The sequence below is a fragment of the Bradyrhizobium quebecense genome (genome assembly GCF_013373795.3).
GTDB classification, from domain to species: Bacteria; Pseudomonadota; Alphaproteobacteria; order Rhizobiales; family Xanthobacteraceae; genus Bradyrhizobium; species Bradyrhizobium quebecense.
Genome location: NZ_CP088022.1, coordinates 5757244 through 5777006, shown reverse-complemented (window position 1 = coordinate 5777006; position 19763 = coordinate 5757244). Strand labels below are relative to the sequence as shown.

Genomic DNA, 19763 nt, shown 5'->3' with positions numbered 1-19763 from the left:
GAGATCTAGATGCTCAAGCGCGCTCCACCCGCAACTAGAGGAAAGCGATCGTCAGCTCCGATCATACACATCATATATTCATGTACACTACATACATTGATTTATACCGATCCGGCAGTTGCTCCCAATATTAAAATCATTCGGACCTGGCTTATCGTGGCCGGATAAAGCGACGTGCTGAGGTTAGCCAGTTGCAAGTTAGGAGATCGGCATTGCATTGATAGAATCGCAGCATGCAGGCCGACACCCAGCCACAGCCTGTGCATAGATAGTCGTCCGTTAACAAGCGGGATTGAGGGCGACTGGGGTTGCGAAGGCGCGCCAAAGGACGGTCAGGATGAAGCGCAAGAGCTTCCTGAGCCAGGCGAGGATGCGGCGGAAGTTATAGCCGACGGCGGAGAGGATGACGTTGGCCGCATCGCCGGCACGGTAGGTAGCAGCGGCCGAGGTGACCATCGACTTTCAGGTGTCCGATGATGGGTTCGATGGCGGAGCGGCGGCGCAGCTCGCGCTTGATGACACCGAAGACGCCGCGCTTCTGGCCAGAGATGAAGACGCGACGGGGATTTTGTGCGTCGTGGCCGCGATATCCCTTGTCGACATAGGCCCGCTCGATCGCGCAGCCGGTGAGTGTCTCGGTGCGGTCGATGACGTCCCGCAAGGTGTGACCGTCGTACGGGTTATCGGGTAGCGCCCTGGCGTGCAGCACGAACAGGTCACCGGGAGCCCGGCGGTTGTTGGTGACGACCGAACTCGTAAGGCGCGGCTGCTTTGCCCTTGCCGATGCATTCCACCTCCGGGGCGTGGAAGGAATAGAGCTTCCAGCCGCGCTGGCGCTGCTGCTGCGCGCGAATCTGCGTGGCCCGGCTGAGCGAGAGGGCGAACGCGTTCTCGAGCACAGCCTGACCTTCGATCTTGCAGCGGATATCGCGGATGATCCGGCCCAGCCGGCTGCGCAGCTGCCGGTGATGCCGCTTGAATTGCTTGGCATGGGCGTAGCGTCCAGCCATCATTGCCGCGGTCTTGGCAATGCGAAGGTAGGACTGCCGCAGCTTGACCCCGTTCCTCGCCAGGCGGTTGAGCCCCTTGATCGCCGCGTGCAGCAGCTTGGCGTCGGTCGGGAAGGTGATCGCCTTCGGCTGCACGGTGGTATCGACCGTGACCCGCTTTAGGTCTTGGCTGCGTAACGCGCCGGCCTCGTGCGCCACCCGCAAGCTCTCGGCCAGCAACAGCTCCAGCTTGCCGCCGAGCCGCTTGCGCCAGTGGCTCAGGTCCGAGCGCTCGTGCGGGAACGCGTGCTGAAAGAACTCTTCGCCGGTGAAGTACTGGAAATACGGGTCGTGGACTCAACCCACACCCCCTCATCGGACAGGCCGTAAATGTGCTTGAGCAGCAGCCCGATCATGAAGCGGGTCGCGATGCCCGGCCGGCCGTTCTCGCTATAGAGCGGCGCGATCTCGCCGTCGATCCAGTCCCAATCGACCTTGCCGGCGGGCTGAACCAGCTCGTGCTTCATATTGATGATCTGGTCCAGCCTGGCCCGGAACAGATCGCCCGATCCCGTCGTCTTGTGCTTCTTCGGTCGCATCGCCACCTCCGATGCAACGACGGAATCATGACTGGCGATTCGACGGAATCCCGAAAATGAAACTGCAAGGTTCCGATGTCCGAAGCATCAAAGCCCTGCAATCCTAACAATCCAAAACGACAAATGCAACTCAATCGCTTAGCCGCTCTTCACGGACGACTAGATATCGCAGCCCACAATGCGTACCGCTCACTCAACTTCCAACAGAACACTCAGCCTAGGGCGCAGCAAGCTCATCGACCGTATCGATGACAATCGCTTCTGCTGGTGCAGGAAATACGGGGAGCTTGCAAACACTTGTATAGTTCTTCGAACGTTTCGACATCGAAAGTTTACCTTCGTACAATCGAGCTATCGATATTGATCGCTTAGTCTGATCTCGACAAGCGGAGCATGCATCTGTCCGAGTATCGCATGTTCGCCTGAACGAGCGCGACAAACATTTCCAGTAACAAATGGCAATACACGCTAGAGCAGCCCCGCAACTACGTCGACAGCAGACCATTCGGAAGCCGCGGCTTCGCGAACTTGGGGTGCATTGATCAGCATGTGTGGAATTGTCGGCATCCTGGGGCGTGGTCCGGTCGTTGGACAGTTGGTCGCTTCGCTCGAGCGGTTGGAGTATCGTGGCTACGACTCCGCAGGCGTTGCGACGCTCGAAGGTCTCCGTATCGAGCGGCGCCGCGCTGAAGGCAAATTGAGAAACCTTGCCGAGCGGCTGCACCGGCAGCCGCTATCGGGTCATATCGGTATTGGTCACACCCGATGGGCGACTCATGGAAGGCCTACCGAAAGAAATGCCCATCCGCATGCGACGGAAAATGTCGCGGTCGTTCATAATGGGATCATCGAGAATTTCCGCGAGCTGAGAGCCGAACTGGAACAGAATGGAGCTCATTTCAGTTCAGAGACCGACACCGAGGTGGTGGCTCATCTCGTTGAATCCTATCTCATGAATGGCTACTCGCCACAGCATGCGGTGCAGGCGTCGGTGCTGCGGCTGCACGGAGCCTTCGCGCTGGTATTCCTGTTCAAAGGCCACGACGATCTTTTGATCGGTGCGCGCAAGGGATCAGCCCTTGCGATTGGGCATGGCAATGGCGAAACGTATCTAGGATCGGACGCGATCGCGCTCGCACCCTTGACCGATTCCATTGCCTATCTTGAAGATGGCGACTGGGCCGTGCTTACCCGCACGAATTGTGTGATCCACGACGCGGACGGCACTATCGTCCACCGGGAAACATCAAAGTCAGGCGCGTCGTCACTCCTGGTAGATAAAGCGAATTACCGCCACTTCATGGCTAAGGAAATCCACGAGCAGCCGATGGTGGCCGGGCAGACATTGGCTCATTATGTCGATATCGGCGCCGAGCGCGTAGCCCTGCCGCTGACTCTACCGTTCAACTTCAATTCGATTCAGCGAATCTCGATTACGGCCTGCGGCACGGCAAGCTATGCCGGTTACATCGCCAAATACTGGTTCGAGCGGTTAGCACGCCTGCCGGTCGAAATCGATGTGGCATCCGAGTTCCGTTACAGGGAGGCGCCTTTGCGTAAGGGCGATCTCGCGATCGTCATCTCGCAGTCGGGGGAGACTGCCGACACACTGGCTGCGCTGCGTTACGCCAAGAGCCAGGGTCTGCACACGATATCTGTAGTCAACGTCCAGACCTCGACGATTGCGCGTGAGAGCGAATCCGTGTTGCCCACGCTGGCGGGACCGGAAATCGGCGTCGCCTCCACCAAGGCGTTCATCTGCCAGCTAGTGGTAATGGCGGCGCTTGCCCTGGCAGCAGGCAAAGAGCGCGGTAAACTGCACGAGATCGATGAATCGAAGCTTGTCCGCGAGCTTATCGAAGTGCCGCGGCTGATTGCTGCGGCGCTGTTGATCGAGCCGCAGATCGAGAAACTCGCGCGTCATGTCGCCAAGTCGAGCGATGTGCTCTATCTCGGCCGCGGCACATCGGCCCCCCTGGCACTGGAGGGTGCGCTCAAGCTGAAGGAAATCTCGTATATCCATTCAGAAGGCTACGCCGCTGGCGAGCTCAAGCACGGACCGATTGCATTGATTGATGAGACGGTGCCCGTGGTGGTGATCGCGCCATACGACGCGGTCTTCGGAAAAACTGTCTCGAACATGCAAGAAGTCGCGGCTCGCGGCGGCAACATCATCTTGATCACTGATGCGAAGGGCGCTTCGGAAGCGACGGTGGATACGCTCATGACCATTGTGATGCCGGACATGGGTGGAAGCTTTACGCCCATCGTTTATGCCATCCCGGTTCAGCTTTTAGCCTATCATACTGCCGTCGTTATGGGGACGGATGTGGATCAGCCGCGCAATTTAGCAAAATCGGTCACCGTCGAATAGCCGGCCGCGGCAATGTCGAGGTGCTTCTCCGTTGTCTAGCCATCAGGCCGCGGCGGCTGCCCCATCTGGTGGATTCAAAATCCGGAAAGGCTGTAGTCTCGCGCTTATCCATGTTTGGTCATGGTTGGCGGATACTTGGTTGTCGCCAATTCTGGTAACTGTTAGCAGGCCGTGCGCTCCCCCGGACCTATCGAGACCGCAATCTGGGCATACGTCTAGCATGGCGCGCGGCATCAGAAGGAGAGCGTTCGACGGCTGATTCAATCAGGAGAACTATCGATCGAACCCGCTCCTGATGGGCTGACATTGCGAGCCATGCTCGTAGCCTCACCAATCCCGGCAACGCCAATGCGACGTGCATTGGTGCCGCTTTAGGAAAGTTTGCCGAAAGGATGAGAGGGCATTCACGGTCGAGCTATCGCTGAAAGTTGGTGACGGCGGGAATCGGGAAGGCGGCATATCGTGGGGGTGCTTGACGCCTCCACTTCTCCACCGAAGGAGCGATATGCCGTGTCCAAAGATAACATCATCAAGTTGATTCAGCCAGGAAACGTCGACGATCAACTCACCGAAATCTTGCGCAATGGGGCGCGTGCTCTGTTGGCCCAGGCGGTCGAGGCCGAGGTCGCGGACTTTCTCGGCAAGCATGCCGATTTGAAGACTGCGGACGGCCACCAGCGCTCGTGCGCCACGGTCACCTGCCGGAACGCGAGGTGATGGATGGTATCGGTCCGGTCGGCGTCCGCCAGCCGCGTGTACGCGATCGCGAGGCGGAGGCTACCGATCCCGACCGCATCCGGTTCTCTCCGTCGATCCTGCCGCCCTACATGCGCCGCTCGAAATCGATCGAGACGCTGCTGCCGATCCTTTACCTGAAGGGTATCTCCACCGGCGACTTCTCCGAGGCTCTGGCGGCGCTGCTCGGCAAGGATGCTGCCGGGTTGTCGGCATCCGCCATCGGCCGTCTGAAGGACGGTTGGCTTGACGAGCACACCGCGTGGCAGAGGCGCGATCTGTCGGCGAAGCGCTACGTCTACATCTGGGCCGATGGCATCCATCTCCAAGCACGCCTCGAAGACGAAAAGCAGTGCATCCTGGTGCTGATCGGCGCGACGCCGGAAGGCCGCAAGGAACTGGTCGGCTTCACCGATGGCGCCCGCGAGAGCGCGCAGGACTGGCGCGATCTGCTGCTCGACCTGAAGCGGCGCGGGCTCGGCGTGCCGCCGCGGCTCACCATCGCCGACCGCCGACGGCGCGCTCGGGTTCTGGAAGGCCGCCGGCGAGGTCTGGCCGAAAACGCGCGAGCAGCGCTGCTGGGTACACAAGACCGCCAACGTGATCGCCAAGTTGCCGAAGAGCCAGCAGCCTAAAGCCAAACGCGCGTTGCAGGAGAGCTGGATGGCCGAAACCAAGGCCGCCGCCGAGCTGGCGTTCGACGCCTTCATCGAGAGCTATACGCCCAAATACGAGAAGGCGGCCGACTGCCTGAGCAAGGATCGGGACACGCTACTGGCGTTCTACGACTTCCCGGCCGAACACTGGAAACACCTGCGGACCACCAATCCCATTGAAAGCACCTTCGCTACCGTGCGCCACCGCACGATCCGATCGAAGGGCTGCCTGTCCAACAGAACGGCGCTCGCGATGGTCTTCAAACTGCTTGAGGCCGCGCAGAAAAGCCGGCGTCGTCTCGATGGCCACAACCAGTTGCCAAAACTCGTTCTCGGTGTGACATTCAACGACGGGATCGAGGTCATCGCCAAACCGACTGACCGTCAGCCCATAACCGCCGCCGCCTGACCGGCCGCGCCGTCACCAAAATTTGGCGATAGCTCTTCACGGTCTCGCGTCAGGTTTTGGTAAGGCAGTCAGCCTATCAACTCGGCCGGGTCTAACAAGCCTGAACCAAATGCGGAAGTGTATGCCCGCTGGGAGCATCAATCGCCATGTATAATCGGATCAATGGCTTGTCCGACTTCCAATCCTCACGCTTTGTCGAAGCTGACGAGCAAGGGGATGCAAACAGCTTCGCGGATGCGTTCGCCAATATGCGCTTGGCCGCGCCAGGCCCCAGTGGCAGCTCATCGTCGGCAACAAGACCGTATTCGCTCGTTCAAAACCCTCCTGTGGTGGAGATCAATAGGCTCAGACCTATCACGGCGAAGAGATCAAGTACATCGCCGACAACCCGCAAGAGTACTCAGATTTCGTGTCCGCAAGAGCAAGGCGAACTGCGGAAATTGCTGAGGACTATGGAACAACTCGAGATTCCGATAATGCGCGATACTTCAGCTGCCAATTAGGAAACAAGAGTGTCGGGCTTCTAAGAATGGAAGGCGGCGACAGCATGACAGAGTTCGACGTCAAGCGATGGCGGGAGCTGTTTCCTGGGCGAACGGGGACTACCTCGAGTGTAGATCTTCAGGTCGTTCATCCGCTTGTCGAGAACGCTGGCGATATTCTGCTCGAGCATCGACTTCGAATGGACGGTAAGGCCGTTGCTCAATTTGCGTCCGGCTAATCCAGAAGCAGGAGCCGGTGCGGAGAAGTTGGGGTTTGTCGAGGTTGACGCCGACAAATGGTCCTCGACCCAGAGACGTCAGAAAATTGGATAAGGAACAGTGATGGTGAATGGCGGCGAAATGGCGCTGCCGCGCGATATCTTTCCGAAATTGGCAACTGTGAGAACGGTGATACCGAGATCGCAGAAGGCTCAGCGACATACGATTGCGAGGATGATTTTATGTGACTAGAGTATAGTTGCGTGGAACGTATCTCGTCGTGCTCTTCGCGCCGTCTTTGCTGCGCTAGGCGGCCTTGGGGAAGGCTCACAGTCAGAAGAGCTCCTGCGCAGAGAAGATGGTACGCAGACTGAGCCGGCCGGCGTAGTCTTCGCCGAGCTGCTAGTGCCTGGTGCGCTCTGTGACAGCATTGCACAAGCCGATAGATCGAATTGGCGGCGTCGTAATAACTTTACGAGGCGCGGCCAAGATCCGCCCGGCCGTCGAAAGGAGGCCGGGCATTTTGCACGCAGATTATGTGGGGTATCTGGAGGCAAAGGTCTTCCGGGCGATCTGATGAGGCCCAAGAGTTCATGAGGAGCAAAGGAGCAGCCTGAGATAGGGCGTGAAGGAGCTACGGAGCGATTGCTGCCTCCCAATAGACAAGGAGGATAGAAGCTGTGACGGGCGGCGCGGTGAACAGGAGCTCGTCCCACAGAGCTTTTCGCCCGACGACCAACATCGATGATGAACAAGACGCAAGCAATTGGTTCGAAAATGCTTTCCGGAGAGCTCCTGGGCTGAGCAGAGTTCTTTCGTTGTTGAAAATAGTATGCTTGCTGCAACGAGACCGAGCTAAGCAAGCGCGCGAACCTGTCGAATCCTGTCCGGGAGGAGGATCACCCTGAGCACCAGCCTACGGAGATTGAACGGATCCGGGAGTGCCGAGTACCGCGAGCCTCGCGGCGGCAACGTTGGTCTTGATCAACGCGGCTAGCGGGCGGAGCACGTCAAAGGATCAATAAGCCAAAGTAAGAAATCGACCGCTGGTGATGCCGGCCGATTTCGGGGAGTTCATTCCAGTAGATCGTACGAGCTCGAGATAGGATTTCAACATGCAGGTCTTGAACCCTGCTTGAGCGAACTCGCGGGTGACGAGCCTAAAAAAGCGGACCAACCAATTAGACTGGAGCGCGCGGACCCGGCCTCTGGGAGTTCTAATTACAGGCGCAGCGTGCTCGGCGCCAAGAAGCTGATCGATGTCGTGTAACGTGAGAAGTGCGCAGATTGGACATGAGGTTGGCGGTCTTCTGGATTAGGTGTGCCCCCCGTCGCGATTCTCCTGCAGTGCAGCATCGAGGCACTCGATCAGCGTATGCCCGGCGAAGGGCTTGGCCAGAAAGCCAATCGCTCCCGCGTCCAGGGCTGAGGTGCTCACGCGGTCGTTCGGGAACGCAGTAATGAAAATGAACGGCACACCGTGACCCCTCGCCCGCATTTCTGCCAACAGGTCCAAGCCGCTCATAACCGGCATCTGCAGATCCGAAATTACGCAGGAGGTTTCGTTCAATCGCGGTGACCTCAAGAAGTCCTCGGCCGACGCAAACGTTTGGACGATGTAGCCACGCGATTTCAGAAGGTTCTCTGTCGCCGCGCGGACCGACGCGTCGTCGTCAACGACAGATATTAAAGGCGTGCACAAGACGTGCCCTCCGGACGCGGGAATGGCGGCTGCCGCAGCATTAGCCACCCTCGGCGAAAAGTGGGCTTGAGTGTTGAAATTGTAAAATCATACTTAGGTTTGTTCGGGCCGATTTGCGCGGATGCTCAGCGTCTCAGTCATTCTGATCAAATCCGCGAGCGACCGGGCGCGCATCTTTTTCATTACGTGTCCACGGTAGATCTTGACCGTAATCTCGGCGAGCCCCAGCTCGGCGGCTATCTGCTTGTTCATCAGGCCGGTAGCGACCAGCTTCATCACCGCCTGCTCGCGCGGGCTTAAGGTGTTAAATAGAGCCTGCAGTTCCGCGACGGTCTGCTCAGCCTTCCGTCTTTTGCGATCACGTTCGGTCGCGGCGACCACGGCGTCAAGCAGCTCCTGATCGCGAAACGGTTTGGTGAGAAAATCGACGGCTCCGCCTTTCATGGCCCTGACGCTCATGGGAATGTCGCCATGGGCGGTGATGAAGATGATCGGAATATGAATGTTCAACCGCGCCAGGTCAGCCTGGAACTCAAGTCCACTCAGACCTGGCAGCCGGATATCAAGAACCAGGCAGCTAACAACATCGGGAAGCCCGCTCTGTGGCATTTCGCGGGCCGATCCGAATGCAACGACGTCCAGGCCGACCGATTGAAAAAGGTTCGTTAGCGACCGACGCATCGAGACGTCATCTTCGACAACGAAGACTGTCGCATTTGCCGACGCTTCAGCTTTGCTGCCTTCGCGCGGGGGGGAAGGGCGTTCGCTCACGGCACGAGCTCCTTGTGCAACGGCAGGTCAAACCGAAAGCTCGCTCCCGGCCCCTGCTTGCGAACGACTGAGAGGCGCCCTGCATGAGCTTCCACAATCGAGCGGCAGATCGAAAGGCCCATGCCAAGGCCACTCGACTTTGTCGTGAAGAAGGGGTCTAATACTCGGTCGGTATCATCTTCCGCGATCCCGACGCCGCAATCCGTCACGGTAACCTGCACATATCCCGTGCCGTCCTCCGACGACTGAATCACCAGTTCGCGCGTCCGGTCCGTAACTGCGTCCATGGCTTCGATCCCATTCATCACCAGATTGATAATCACCTGTTGCAGCTGAATCCGATCACCGAGGATTGCGGGCAGCGCTTCCGTCAACTTGGTCTTTAGCGTCACTCGGTGGTTAACCAGCTCACGTGCCACCAGAGCAATAACATCCTTAACGACATCATTGATATCGAGCGGTACCATCTCGATCTCGCCTTTCTTCGCAAGTGCGCGAATCCGACGGATCACCTCGCTTGCCCGGATTGCGTCTTCGATTATCCACTCAACCGAACAGCGAGCGGCGGAAAGGTCAGGTGTCTGGCGGCCCATCCAACCGAGGCACGCGTCGGCGTTGCTGATAATCGCGGCGAGTGGCTGGTTGATTTCGTGGGCGATGGAGGTTGTCAGCTCTCCTAGCGTCGTCACACGCGTCACATGCGCAAGCTCCGCCTGCGCCTTTCGGAGCTCTTGTTCGGTTTGATCTCCGCGAATCAAAGCGGTGATGTCGGTGCTGACGCCGCGGTAGCCGAGGAAATTGCCGTTTAAATCAAAAAAAGGCTTGCCGCTCGTCCGGACGTAGATCGGAGATCTCATACGATTGACAGTGCGGTAGACCAGATCCCGAAACGGAAGATGCGCCTCCAGCGTCGCCCGATGTTGCCGCCACTTCTCAGGTTCTTCCTCGACGTCGCACGCGATGTCCCAGCGAGGCAGGCCTATCAATCCCGTCGCCAATATTCCCGCAGCGCTGGTGTGCTCGGATAAGTGGGTGACCTGATGATCTGGTCCCGTCTCCCAGAGCCAGTCGGAAGCTGTTTCGGCGTAATCGCGAAAGCGCTGCTCGCTTTCGCGCAGCGCGGCAAGTGTGTTTTCCAAGCGTTCCCTAGCGGCGTATTGCTCGGTGACATCCATGTGTGTTCCGATCAGTTCGCGCACATTGCCATCGCTGCCGACCACCACATGCGCGACGGAGTGTATGCGTCTTATCCCGCCATCTGCTAGAAGGATTCGAAAATCATACTCGAAGCGCTCTTCCTTGCCTTCGATAGCCTGGCGCTGCACTTCCTGAAGCCGCGGCAGGTCATCTGGATGAACGCGCGACCGAATGGTCTCGATCGATACAGTCTCTTGCGGTTCAAAGCCAAATAGACGGTCGACCTCAGCGGAGCGATACACAAAGTCGAGACTGTAGAGGTCCCAGGACCAGCTGCCCGTGTGACTGAGACGCTGGGCCTCGGCCAAATAGGCTTCGCTACGGCGTAGCTGCTGTTCTACTTGCCTTGCTGCCGTGATATCCGTCGCTGCGCCGACAAACTCGATGTCACCGGTGGCAGTTCTTGTTGCTCGCACCCTCGCGTGGATGTGCTTCACCGAGCCGTCCGGCAGCAGCAACCGGTATTCGTGCTCGAAGTCCCTTGGGTCTCGCATCGCTCGATCGATGATCTCTTGGACCGAAGCTTTATCGTCTGGATGGGTACGCTCGACAACCAGTTCCGGCCCAGGAGCCGTCTGCGGGTCCAATTGGAAAATTCGAAAGTTCTCCTTTGACCAAAAGACCTCGCCGGTAGCAACGTTCCAGCCGAAGCTGCCTGTGTGGCTCAACTCCTGCGCCTGAGCCAAATGGGCTTCGCTCCGCTGCAGGGCAAGTTCGGTTCGCTTTCGCTCCGTGACATCTTCGCACGCTATTAGGACAATGGGCTGGTCATCGGCCCAGAGCATGGCTTTAGCGTTTTCACGTACCCACAGTACCGAGCCGTCTTTCCTGATTTTCTGGACATCCCAGGTGCGCGATTGGCCGATATTTTCAAGGCAGGTGCGAACGCATTTGTGAACGAACGCGCGATCTTCCTCGAGAAAGATTCCCAGCACGGATTGGCCGATCAGTTCGTCGCGAGCATACCCGAGTTGTGTTGCGCCGAAGCTATTGACGTTGAGGACCGTACCGGCTTCATCGAGCATGAAGTACATGGCCGGGTTGTGCTCAAAGATCGCGTGCCACCGTTTTTCGCGATCCTTCAAATCGGCCGCGCCGCGCCGCAGCTGGGCCGCAGCCTCATGCGCAGCCTCTCTTTCCTGGCGGACTCTTCCGATCAGGTGTGTTCCAACGATCGAGACCGTAAGAAATGCGACGACCACCGGAAGAGCTTGGGGGTCGTCAATCCGTAGACTGAACGCCGGCGGCGCAAAGCAGTAGGCCAAAGCAGCGATGGCTAAGACGGAAAGCGCGTATGAAGCGACAGAGCTGCCGATCAACGAAAACAGCAATATCACCAGCAGATAGACGAGCGCCATCGCGGCGAAATGCGTTTGAAGGTAAAAGGAAGCTAGCGTCACCACCGCCAGCGTTATGCTGCCGAAGGCAAACTGCGTGGCCGAACGTTTGAAATTGCTGATCTGATTATGCATTCTTCGACCATCCGGCCGTTATGCGGCAGGAGAGCTATAACATTCTAGGCAAAAATAAGGCAATCCTTTTTGCCCCAGAGACGCTCACGAGCATTTCCGGGATCGATTGCTTACGGTTGAACTGAGCACGTACCGAAGAAAGGCGCATTACAAACGTACGTATAGTTGTCCTAAACCATCCAATATCGCGCGCTGACATGCGTACAACCGAGCCCGGGCTATCTGTTTTCCTTCGCTATTTGAAACGCTCGCGGGCGTGTGAGGCTGCGGCCGAGTACAGCTGCGTGGCGCCAAGGCACATCAAGGTCAGGGTCACCGGCCACATCAATTCAGCTAAGCGCTGACGCTGAACAATGCGGCAGGCCTTCTGCCTATGCGGAGAGCAGCGAAAAGCTGTGGAGCGCCGTGACGTTACCCTCTGGGATCCATCTCATGCTGGTGAAGGGGGCAATCTGGTCCACCGTGATCACGTCCATCGCGGTCTCTTCCGCAATGCGCACCGGAACAAGCCAGATGATCGAGTTGCGCCAGCGTGGTCGCCGCCACATTGTGGGTCGGACATGGCGGGTTCAGTAGCCACGTACCAACCGTTTCATGGGCGGACCGGGTACCGTGGACCGTCACGCCGCACAGATTCTGTCATTAACGGTATGGTCTGGCTCGGCCAACGTTGCCCCGGCATTTGGATGGCCAGGAGCTGTACCTCAAAAGGCGCGCCTGGAGATGGCTGCCGAAAACAATGCTCTCTTTTCCCTTTATATGTGAGGATCTTTCTCAGAGCAGTTGCCTGGACCGCAGCGCAAAGCAGGCGGTCCGAGATCGCGTAAGAAAACGCTCCGGTTTGCAGTTCAGGTCGGCTGAGCCGATCTGAACTGCGAAGAATCAGAAGTTTGGGCAACACTCGCGTTCGACGCGTCTTGTAATTACGGATAAAGTCCGGGGCCTACCTCCTTGTGCTTCTAACGTCGATGCTGGTGGAATCGGCGGGCTGGTTGAGGCGGGCGTGCAGCGTCCCGTGCTTGAGTTCGCCTTCCCACCAGGAGACGAACACAGCTGCGATGCCGTTGCCGGTGATATTGGTAAGGGCGCGTACCTCGCTCATGAACTTGTCGATCGAGAACACGATTGCCATGCCCGGCACTAGCGTTGGGTTGACCACCGACAACGTAGCAGCGAGCGTGATGAAGCCCGCGCCGGTGACGCCGCTTGCCCCCTTCGAGGCCAGCATTGCCACGAGCAAGATCGTGAGCTGCTGGCCAAGAGTGAGATCGACCCCGAGCGCCTGGGCAATGAACAAGGTCGCAAGCGTCATATAGATGTTGGTGCCGTCGAGGTTGAAGGAGTAGCCGGTTGGCACCACGAGGCCGACCACGGGCTTGGAGCAGCCCAGCCGCTCGAGCTTCTCCATCAATTGCGGCAGCGCGCTTTCCGAAGACGATGTGCCGAGCACGATTAGAAGCTCATCCTTGATATAGGCAATGAACTTGAAGATCGAAAAGCCGACAAGGCGCGCGATTAGGCCGAGAACGACCACTACAAATATCGCGGCCGTCGCATAAAATAGCGCGATCAGACCGATCAGATTGCCGAGCACCGCCGGCCCGAACTTGCCGATCGTGAAGGCCATTGCGCCGAACGCGCCGATCGGAGCCGCTTTCATGATGATAGCGATCACGCCGAACACCGCGCGCGCAACGTCGTCAATCATGCCGCGCAGCCGCGCTCCACGCTCTCCCAGCGCCATCAGCGAAAAGCCAAACAGGATCGCGAACAGGAGCACCTGCAGAACATCGCCGCGAGCCAGGGCGCCGACCACGGTATCGGGAATGATATTGAGAAAGAAATCGACGGTTTTCGAGGCTTCCGCCTGCTTGACGAAATTGGCGACTGCCGCAGCGTCGGGTTTGACGGCAATGCCACGGCCGACTTGAACCAGATTGCCCATGACAAGGCCCAACACCAAGGCAAAGCTGGAGACGATTTCGAAGTATACCAGCGCCTTGACGCCGACGCGCCCAACTTTCTTTGCGTCCTGAATATGCGCGATGCCGGATGCAACGGTGCAGAAGATGATCGGCGCGATCACCATCTTGATCAGCTTGATGAAGCCGTCACCGAGCGCCTTGACCCAGTCGTTGGTCGCGACCGATGGCCACTGCCATCCGACGATGGCGCCAATCACGATAGCGATCAACACTTGGACGTAGAGAATTTTATACCAGGTTTGTGACGCGCGCGCAGGCGCCGCAGTTGCCATAGTGGTCATGACGCTTCCTTCCCGAATTCCCTCGAATGTGAGCCGCCGCGTCGTGAGAGCCGACGGCATCATACGAGGCTGTCCTTTTGGCCGTAGCCTTGTCCGATTGAAGACGGTTCCGGGAGCCGGCGCGTCATTCCAAAGGCAGGCATTCAGTCACGTTATCTTTTTCGGCAAGCAAGATTTGCACCAGACGCTAATCTGCGGCCGATCAAACCAGGCATAAGCCGTCTATCTCTTGATGAGGTTATCTGAATGCTCGGACCTGCGTTCGCATGTTCGAATGGAAGGCGTTGCGCTGGGTGACGTATCTCTTGCTCTGGCAGGGCACGTAAGCCGAGTCGCGTCTCGGCGTTGAAGCTTGGTGTGATCGGAATGTGTCGAGTGCCGAGTTGATGCAGCAGTGCGTCGCATTGGTAAAATCGATTGTTTGGATCGCAGGTATCCGCGCGATGGAAGCTTGGCGACATCTGAGCGTCAGATCGAGATTCTTTTGGGCGCGTTATCTCCGTCTGGCGGGCCGCACGCTCAAGAAGCACCGGACATATGGCGCAGGGCCAACGTATCGAAGAATTTGGCGGTCGCGTCATCTACGCACTGGATGAGCTGAAAGAGCTGAAAGCGTGGGCCGATCTCGCTGTCAGGGCGTCAACGTCCGATCCCGGTAAAGGCATCGTTACTGCCGGCCAAGAATCGCCCAAGGCTGCGCCCTATGCACGCCAGGAGTCACGGTGATCGCCGCACGAGAATAGCGACGATGCAGGACTGTGATGCAGCAGGATGTGCCGTCTGGCGATGTCCCGGGAGTTTGACCAGCTGATGCCTCTCCATCGCCGGCCGGGACATATAGGGTTGATAAAATCAAATCGTGTATACATGTTGCCATTACGACGACGATTTGGACTGCAAAAATTTCACCATAATGAGCATATTTCCCGCGAAATCTCGCATTAGTGTATACACTAACTATACAGAGAAGCGAGGTTGCCGCATGAGCTGTTGCTTTCCGACCAATGCCTGTACGCGGCCGCTTGGGATGCCGAGGTCAAGCAGGCGCTGTTGCCGCGCACGATCTGCGGCAGGCACGCCGTAATGTATCGGCGGGCCGATGGTGAAGTGGCGGCGCTGGAGGATGCCTGTTGGCATCGGTTGGTGCCGCTCTCAAAAGGGCGCCTTGAGGGCGACAGCGTTGTCTGCGGCTATCATGGGCTGAAATTCAATGCGCAGGGGCGCTGCACCTTCATGCCCTCGCAAGAGACAATCAATCCCTCCGCATGCGTGCGTGCCTATTCCGCAGTCGAGCGCAATCGCTTCATTTGCTGTGGATGGGCGATCTGGCGCTGGCTGACCCAGATTTGGTGCCGGACATGCACTGGAACGACGATCCTGCTTGGGTCGCTGATGGTGAGACCATTCACCTCAAATGCGACTATCGTTTGGTCGTCGACAATCTCATGGACCTGACGCACGAGACCTTTGTGCACGGGGCCAGTATTGGCAACGACGCCATCGCGGAAGCGCCGCTTGACGTCACGCACGGCGAGAAGACTGCCACGGTAACGCGCTGGATGAAGGGGAATACCCCCGCCGCCGTTCTGGTCGAAACAGTTGCAAAAGCCTGGTCGGGTGGTCCGCTGGCAAATCATTCGTTTCGAGGCGCCGTGCACCATCAATATCGACGTCGGGGTGGCGCCCGCCGGAACAGGAGCGCCCGAAGGCGATCGCTCGGCGGGTGTCAATGGTATGGTTCTCAACACCATCACGCCCGAAACAGAGACCAGCTGCCATTATTTCTGGGCATTCGTACGTAATTACCGCTTAAGCGAACAGTGTCTGACCACCGAACCCCGCCAAGGCGTTTCCGGCATCTTCCGGGAGGACGAACATGCCGATCGGGTCTTCTACAACCTCAACATCGACGCTGGCGCGATGTGGGCACGCCGCCTGATAGATCCATGATCGACGCGGAAATCCGCCGCAGCACCGGCAAGCCGCGGAGTAGGACATGGCCGAGCGTTACAGCGATCGCTCTGTCTCACAGACGGTGCGTGCCCAGCTCAGTTTGCGCGATCTGATTCTGTCGGGTGATTTGCGGGCCCGGCGAACGGATCTCCGAATTGCAGGCTGTGGAGGCGACCGGCGCCTCGCGCACTCCGGTGCGAATGGCGCTGGTTCGACTGCAGGAGGAAGGGCTTTTGGAAGCGATCTCTTCCGGTGGTTTCATGGTAAAGGCATTCTCCGAGCGTGATGTCGTGGACTCGATCGAACTGCACGGCACGCTCCAGAGGCTGGCCGCCACGCGTTGCCGCCGAGCGGGGTGTTTCATTGCGCGATCTCGAACCCTTGAAAGGTTGTCTTGACGAGACTGACGGTCTTGTGCGGCAGGATCCAATCTCCGTCCAGACTTTCGTGAGCGTCATGCGGAGACCACGCGCTGAGGGTTGATCTGGTCGGCTAGGAAGATCTCGCGGAATGGTTTGTCGCGAGGTCACAATGTCAAAGGATAGTCGTAAGGATAGCGATAAGGATAGGCATATGCCTATCCTCGAACACGGCGCCGACACGCTGCAGCGTGTCGAGATCATCACCGGGACGGGCCGACGTCGGCGCTGGTCGACCGAGCGAAGGCGGCGATTGTTGCGGAGAGTTTTGCGCCGGGTGCAAGCGTGTCCGCAGTGGCGCGGCGACACGACATCAGTCCAAGCCTGTTGTTTCTCTGGCGTCGCCAGGCTACGCGGGCGCAGGTCGCGGAGCGCGGGGACAGAGGCATGCCACCTGGCTTTGTGCCGGTCGCGATCACCGGCTGTGGGCGCCCGAGTGAGGAGCAGGCGGCGATCGAGATCGAGGTCGGTGCGATTCGCATCCGTGTCAGGGGGACAGTCGACCGGGAGGCACTGTGCGAGGTGCTGGCGGCGGTCGGGACGGTTGGTCGATGATCGGGCTTCGAGCTGGGGTGTCGATCTGGATTGCGACGCAGCCGGTCGATTTCCGCCGCGGCATGGACTCGCTGGCGATGCTGGTGAGCGAGGCCTTTGGAGCCGATCCGTTCGACGGCGGACTTTATGTCTTCCGCTCCAAGCGCCGAGATCGCGTGAAGATCCTGACTTGGGATGGAAGCGGCCTTGTCCTTTACTACAAAAGAATCGAGGGGCAGTTCACCTGGCCGCCGATCAAGGAAGGCGTCATGTCGCTATCTCATGCTCAGCTCTCGGTGCTGCTCGATGGCTCGGACTGGAAGCGTGTGCCGATGCGAGTTGTGGATCAGCCGATGCGAGCTGGTTGATCATTATCAAGAGTCGTTCGTCACTCATGCGGAGTTGTTGTAGAATCGCTCTGCATGAGTGATTTGCCTTCCGATCCAGCATTGCTCCGACAAGCCGTGATGACGCTATCGTCACGGCTTGCGGCGTTGTCGGAGGAATGCAGCACGCTGGCGACCGAGCGTGATGCAGCGATCGCCCAACGCGACGCTGCGATCCAGGAGAACGACAAGCTCCTGATGATCCTGTCCCGGTACAAGCGCACGATCTTCGGTCCGCGCTCCGAGACACTGGATATCGGACAGCTGTCTCTCTTCACCATCAGGGCACAGGCGGTTCGTGCCGCCGCCAACGACGACGTGACCGGAGGCAGGCTGCCTGACGGAGCGGAGGGCCGTGGAAAGCGACCGGCGCGACGCAACCGGGGGAAGCTTCCGGAGCATTTGCCGCGCATCGATGTCGTGATCGATATCGAGAGCCACATCTGCCCTTGCTGCGGCGAGCAGCTGCACAAGATCGGGGAGACCGTCAAGGAAGCCTTCGACGTCATTCCGATGCAGTACCGGGTCAAGCGCATCATGCGTCCACGGTACGGCTGCCGGGGATGCCGCCAGGGTGTTCTGCAGGCACCCGCGCCGGCCCAGGCGATCGACGGTGGAATGGTGACGGAAGCCTTGCTGGCCCACGTCGCGGTGATGAAATACGGCTACCAGCTGCCGCTGTATCGCCAGGAACAGATGTTTGCCGCCCAAGGCATCACGCTCGACCGGCAAACGCTGGCCTCGTGGATGGGCCGCGTCGCCTGGTGGCTGAAGCCGCTTCACGCGCTGTTGCGCCGCGCAGTGATGTCCTACCCGCGGCTGTTTGCCGACGAGACGCCGCTGCCAGTTCTCGATCCCGGCCGTGGCAGAACCAAAGTCTGCCAGTTCTGGGCGATCGCCACCGACGACCGCCCGTGGGGCGGCCCGGCGCCGCCGGCAGTAGTCTACGTGTTCGCCGAGGATCGCAAGGCAATCCGCGCCAGGCAGCTGTTTGGAGACTACGACGGCATCCTGCAGGTCGACGGCTACGCCGGGTACAAGGGGCTGATTAAAAACGGCGGCCGTCTGGTACAACTGGCGTTCTGCTTCGCGCATGCGCGGCGGAAGTTCTGGGACGTCCACATCGCGACGAAATCGCCGATTGCCGCGGAAGCGCTGCGGCGGATCGCGATGTTCTACGCCATTGAGGATCGCATTCGCGGTTTGCCGGCGACGCAGCGAGCTGCGGTGCGACAATCCGACACCAGACCGCTGATCGAGGACTTCAAGCCCTGGCTCGAGGCGCGACTGCTGGAAGTCTCGAAGAAATCCGGCCTTGGCAAGGCGATCCGCTACACCCTCAACCATTGGGATGGCCTGACGCGATTCATCGATGATGGGCGCATCGAGATCGACAGCAATACGGTCGAACGCAGCATCAAGCCGATCGGGCTGGGAAAGAAAAACTATCTGTTCGCAGGCAGTGAGGGCGGCGCCGAAACCTGGGCCACTCTCGCATCACTCATCAACTCCGCAAAGCTTCACGACATCGACCCACGGCACTATCTTACTGATGTTCTCGAGCGCATCGTCTCCGGACGTACCAAGATCAATCAGCTGAACACGCTGCTGCCGTGGAATTGGAAAGCCGAGCGCGATGGTTCGGAGCCAAAGCTCGCCGCTTGATCAGTTCGACGGCACGGCGTCGGGAACTTCCTGCGCATCGCTGGCGTCGTCGTAGATCTCTTCGCGGATCACGCGCAGCGTTACCTCGTGCAGATACACTTGCAGCGCACCCTCCAGCTCGGTGAACTCGGGCAGCAGGACTCGATCAACGAAGCCCCGTGACGCACGGACCATCACCGTGTTACGTCGCTGTCGGCGATAACGAAACGGCCGCAGCCCATATCGGCGGCAAAGCGCCAGAAACAGGTGCCGAGACCACTGGTCGGGAAGTGAGAATTGCTGTTCGATCGGTGGATCGTGGCGAGCAAGTTCCTCGACCCGGGCCCGCACCCGCTGCAGCGCGGCTTCCGCTGCAAGGCGCTCACCAGCAGTTCCGGCCCCCACGAACAACGCCTCGATCTTCCGAAGCTTCTCGCGCAGCTGCGACTCGCTGGTCATTCTGATCCCCGTTGCCCGCTCCGAACCGGGATCAACCCATCACCGCGCGCCGGCGGCGTCAATCATCCCGACCGCGCTATCCAGAGCATTCCGCGCAAGTCAAGCCCAGGCACCCGTGATCCTCTCGTGACGCTCACAGACTTTCTCCTCCTACGTCGCGCTCAACGCGCGCTTTCACGCGCTGCTGACGGAATTGTCGCGCATCCGCACTTGATCAGGCAGGTCGATCGCGCGTCCGCATTACCGTTCGCCTCGCCTAGCGGCTTTGTGATGACACAATTGACACTGCCGGATGTGCGCCACACAATCCTAATTGCGCAGGATCAACACCGCGTCGTAATCGACGCAATCGAAAATCGAAAAGGCGCGCGCGCCGAAGCAATCATGCGAGAGCACGCGCAAGTGGCGGCGCGCAATTTGCGCTTGGTGCTCAAGAACAAGACGCATTCCGACCAGCTGCCGGGACTGGCGCTCATTAGGATGGCAGGCGATTGAAG

Annotated in this window: 9 protein-coding genes and 6 pseudogenes; 9 read left to right on the top strand and 6 right to left on the bottom strand. The window is 59.0% G+C overall.

The genetic code is table 11. The annotated features are described in order from the left end of the window. Window positions 1-279 precede the first annotated feature (279 nt). Window positions 280-1588, bottom strand: a pseudogene (locus tag HU230_RS27850) (IS5 family transposase). A 547-nt stretch (window positions 1589-2135) separates the two neighbouring features. On the opposite strand from HU230_RS27850, the gene glmS reads away from it, so the two are divergent. Both glmS and HU230_RS27840 read left to right on the top strand, forming a co-directional pair. Next, on the top strand, window positions 2136-3962 hold the full coding sequence (glmS, locus tag HU230_RS27845) for a glutamine--fructose-6-phosphate transaminase (isomerizing) (protein ID WP_176529022.1): 1827 nt from the start codon (window positions 2136-2138) through the stop codon (window positions 3960-3962). Between the two features lie 510 nt (window positions 3963-4472). After that, window positions 4473-5762 (top strand): annotated as a pseudogene (locus HU230_RS27840) (IS256 family transposase). A 2016-nt stretch (window positions 5763-7778) separates the two neighbouring features. On the opposite strand, the gene HU230_RS27835 reads toward HU230_RS27840, so the two are convergent. From HU230_RS27835 to dctA, 4 genes are all read right to left on the bottom strand, one after another. Continuing rightward, complete coding sequence (locus tag HU230_RS27835; RefSeq protein WP_176529023.1) at window positions 7779-8165, bottom strand: response regulator transcription factor; 387 nt, start codon at window positions 8163-8165, stop codon at window positions 7779-7781. A 93-nt stretch (window positions 8166-8258) separates the two neighbouring features. Beyond that, complete coding sequence (locus tag HU230_RS27830; RefSeq protein WP_176529024.1) at window positions 8259-8936, bottom strand: response regulator transcription factor; 678 nt, start codon at window positions 8934-8936, stop codon at window positions 8259-8261. Further along, window positions 8933-11605, bottom strand: a complete 2673-nt coding sequence (locus HU230_RS27825; RefSeq protein ID WP_176529025.1) for a PAS domain S-box protein — start codon at window positions 11603-11605, stop codon at window positions 8933-8935. The genes HU230_RS27830 and HU230_RS27825 overlap by 4 nt, the downstream gene beginning before the upstream one ends. A 943-nt stretch (window positions 11606-12548) precedes the next feature. Then, on the bottom strand, window positions 12549-13871 hold the full coding sequence (gene dctA / locus HU230_RS27820) for a C4-dicarboxylate transporter DctA (RefSeq protein ID WP_176529026.1): 1323 nt from the start codon (window positions 13869-13871) through the stop codon (window positions 12549-12551). Window positions 13872-14314: 443 nt separating this feature from the next. Here dctA and HU230_RS27815 point away from each other — a divergent pair. The 6 genes and pseudogenes from HU230_RS27815 to tnpC all read left to right on the top strand — a co-directional run bounded on the left by HU230_RS27815 (window position 14315) and on the right by tnpC (window position 18828). Then, window positions 14315-14597 (top strand): annotated as a pseudogene (locus HU230_RS27815) (DNA-binding protein). A gap of 256 nt (window positions 14598-14853) precedes the next feature. Continuing rightward, window positions 14854-15864 (top strand): annotated as a pseudogene (locus HU230_RS27810) (aromatic ring-hydroxylating dioxygenase subunit alpha). Window positions 15865-15867: 3 nt separating this feature from the next. Next, a pseudogene (locus tag HU230_RS27805) lies at window positions 15868-16277 on the top strand (GntR family transcriptional regulator); the annotation flags it as partial. A gap of 251 nt (window positions 16278-16528) precedes the next feature. After that, a complete protein-coding gene (locus HU230_RS44150) occupies window positions 16529-16798 on the top strand; it encodes a transposase (RefSeq protein WP_420840809.1) in 270 nt (89 codons plus the stop codon). Beyond that, complete coding sequence (gene tnpB, locus HU230_RS27790) at window positions 16795-17145, top strand: IS66 family insertion sequence element accessory protein TnpB (RefSeq protein WP_176529027.1); 351 nt, start codon at window positions 16795-16797, stop codon at window positions 17143-17145. The genes HU230_RS44150 and tnpB overlap by 4 nt, the downstream gene beginning before the upstream one ends. Window positions 17146-17244: 99 nt before the next feature. Continuing rightward, window positions 17245-18828: an IS66 family transposase gene (gene tnpC, locus HU230_RS27785; protein WP_176534833.1), complete on the top strand. Its 1584-nt coding sequence runs from the start codon at window positions 17245-17247 to the stop codon at window positions 18826-18828. Here tnpC and HU230_RS27780 read toward each other — a convergent pair whose 3' ends face one another. Next, on the bottom strand, window positions 18829-19266 hold the full coding sequence (locus HU230_RS27780) for a hypothetical protein (protein ID WP_166202962.1): 438 nt from the start codon (window positions 19264-19266) through the stop codon (window positions 18829-18831). Between the two features lie 136 nt (window positions 19267-19402). Between HU230_RS27780 and HU230_RS27775 the strand changes: the two are divergent. Continuing rightward, a pseudogene (locus HU230_RS27775) lies at window positions 19403-19761 on the top strand (FCD domain-containing protein); the annotation flags it as partial. Between the last annotated feature and the right edge of the window lie 2 nt (window positions 19762-19763).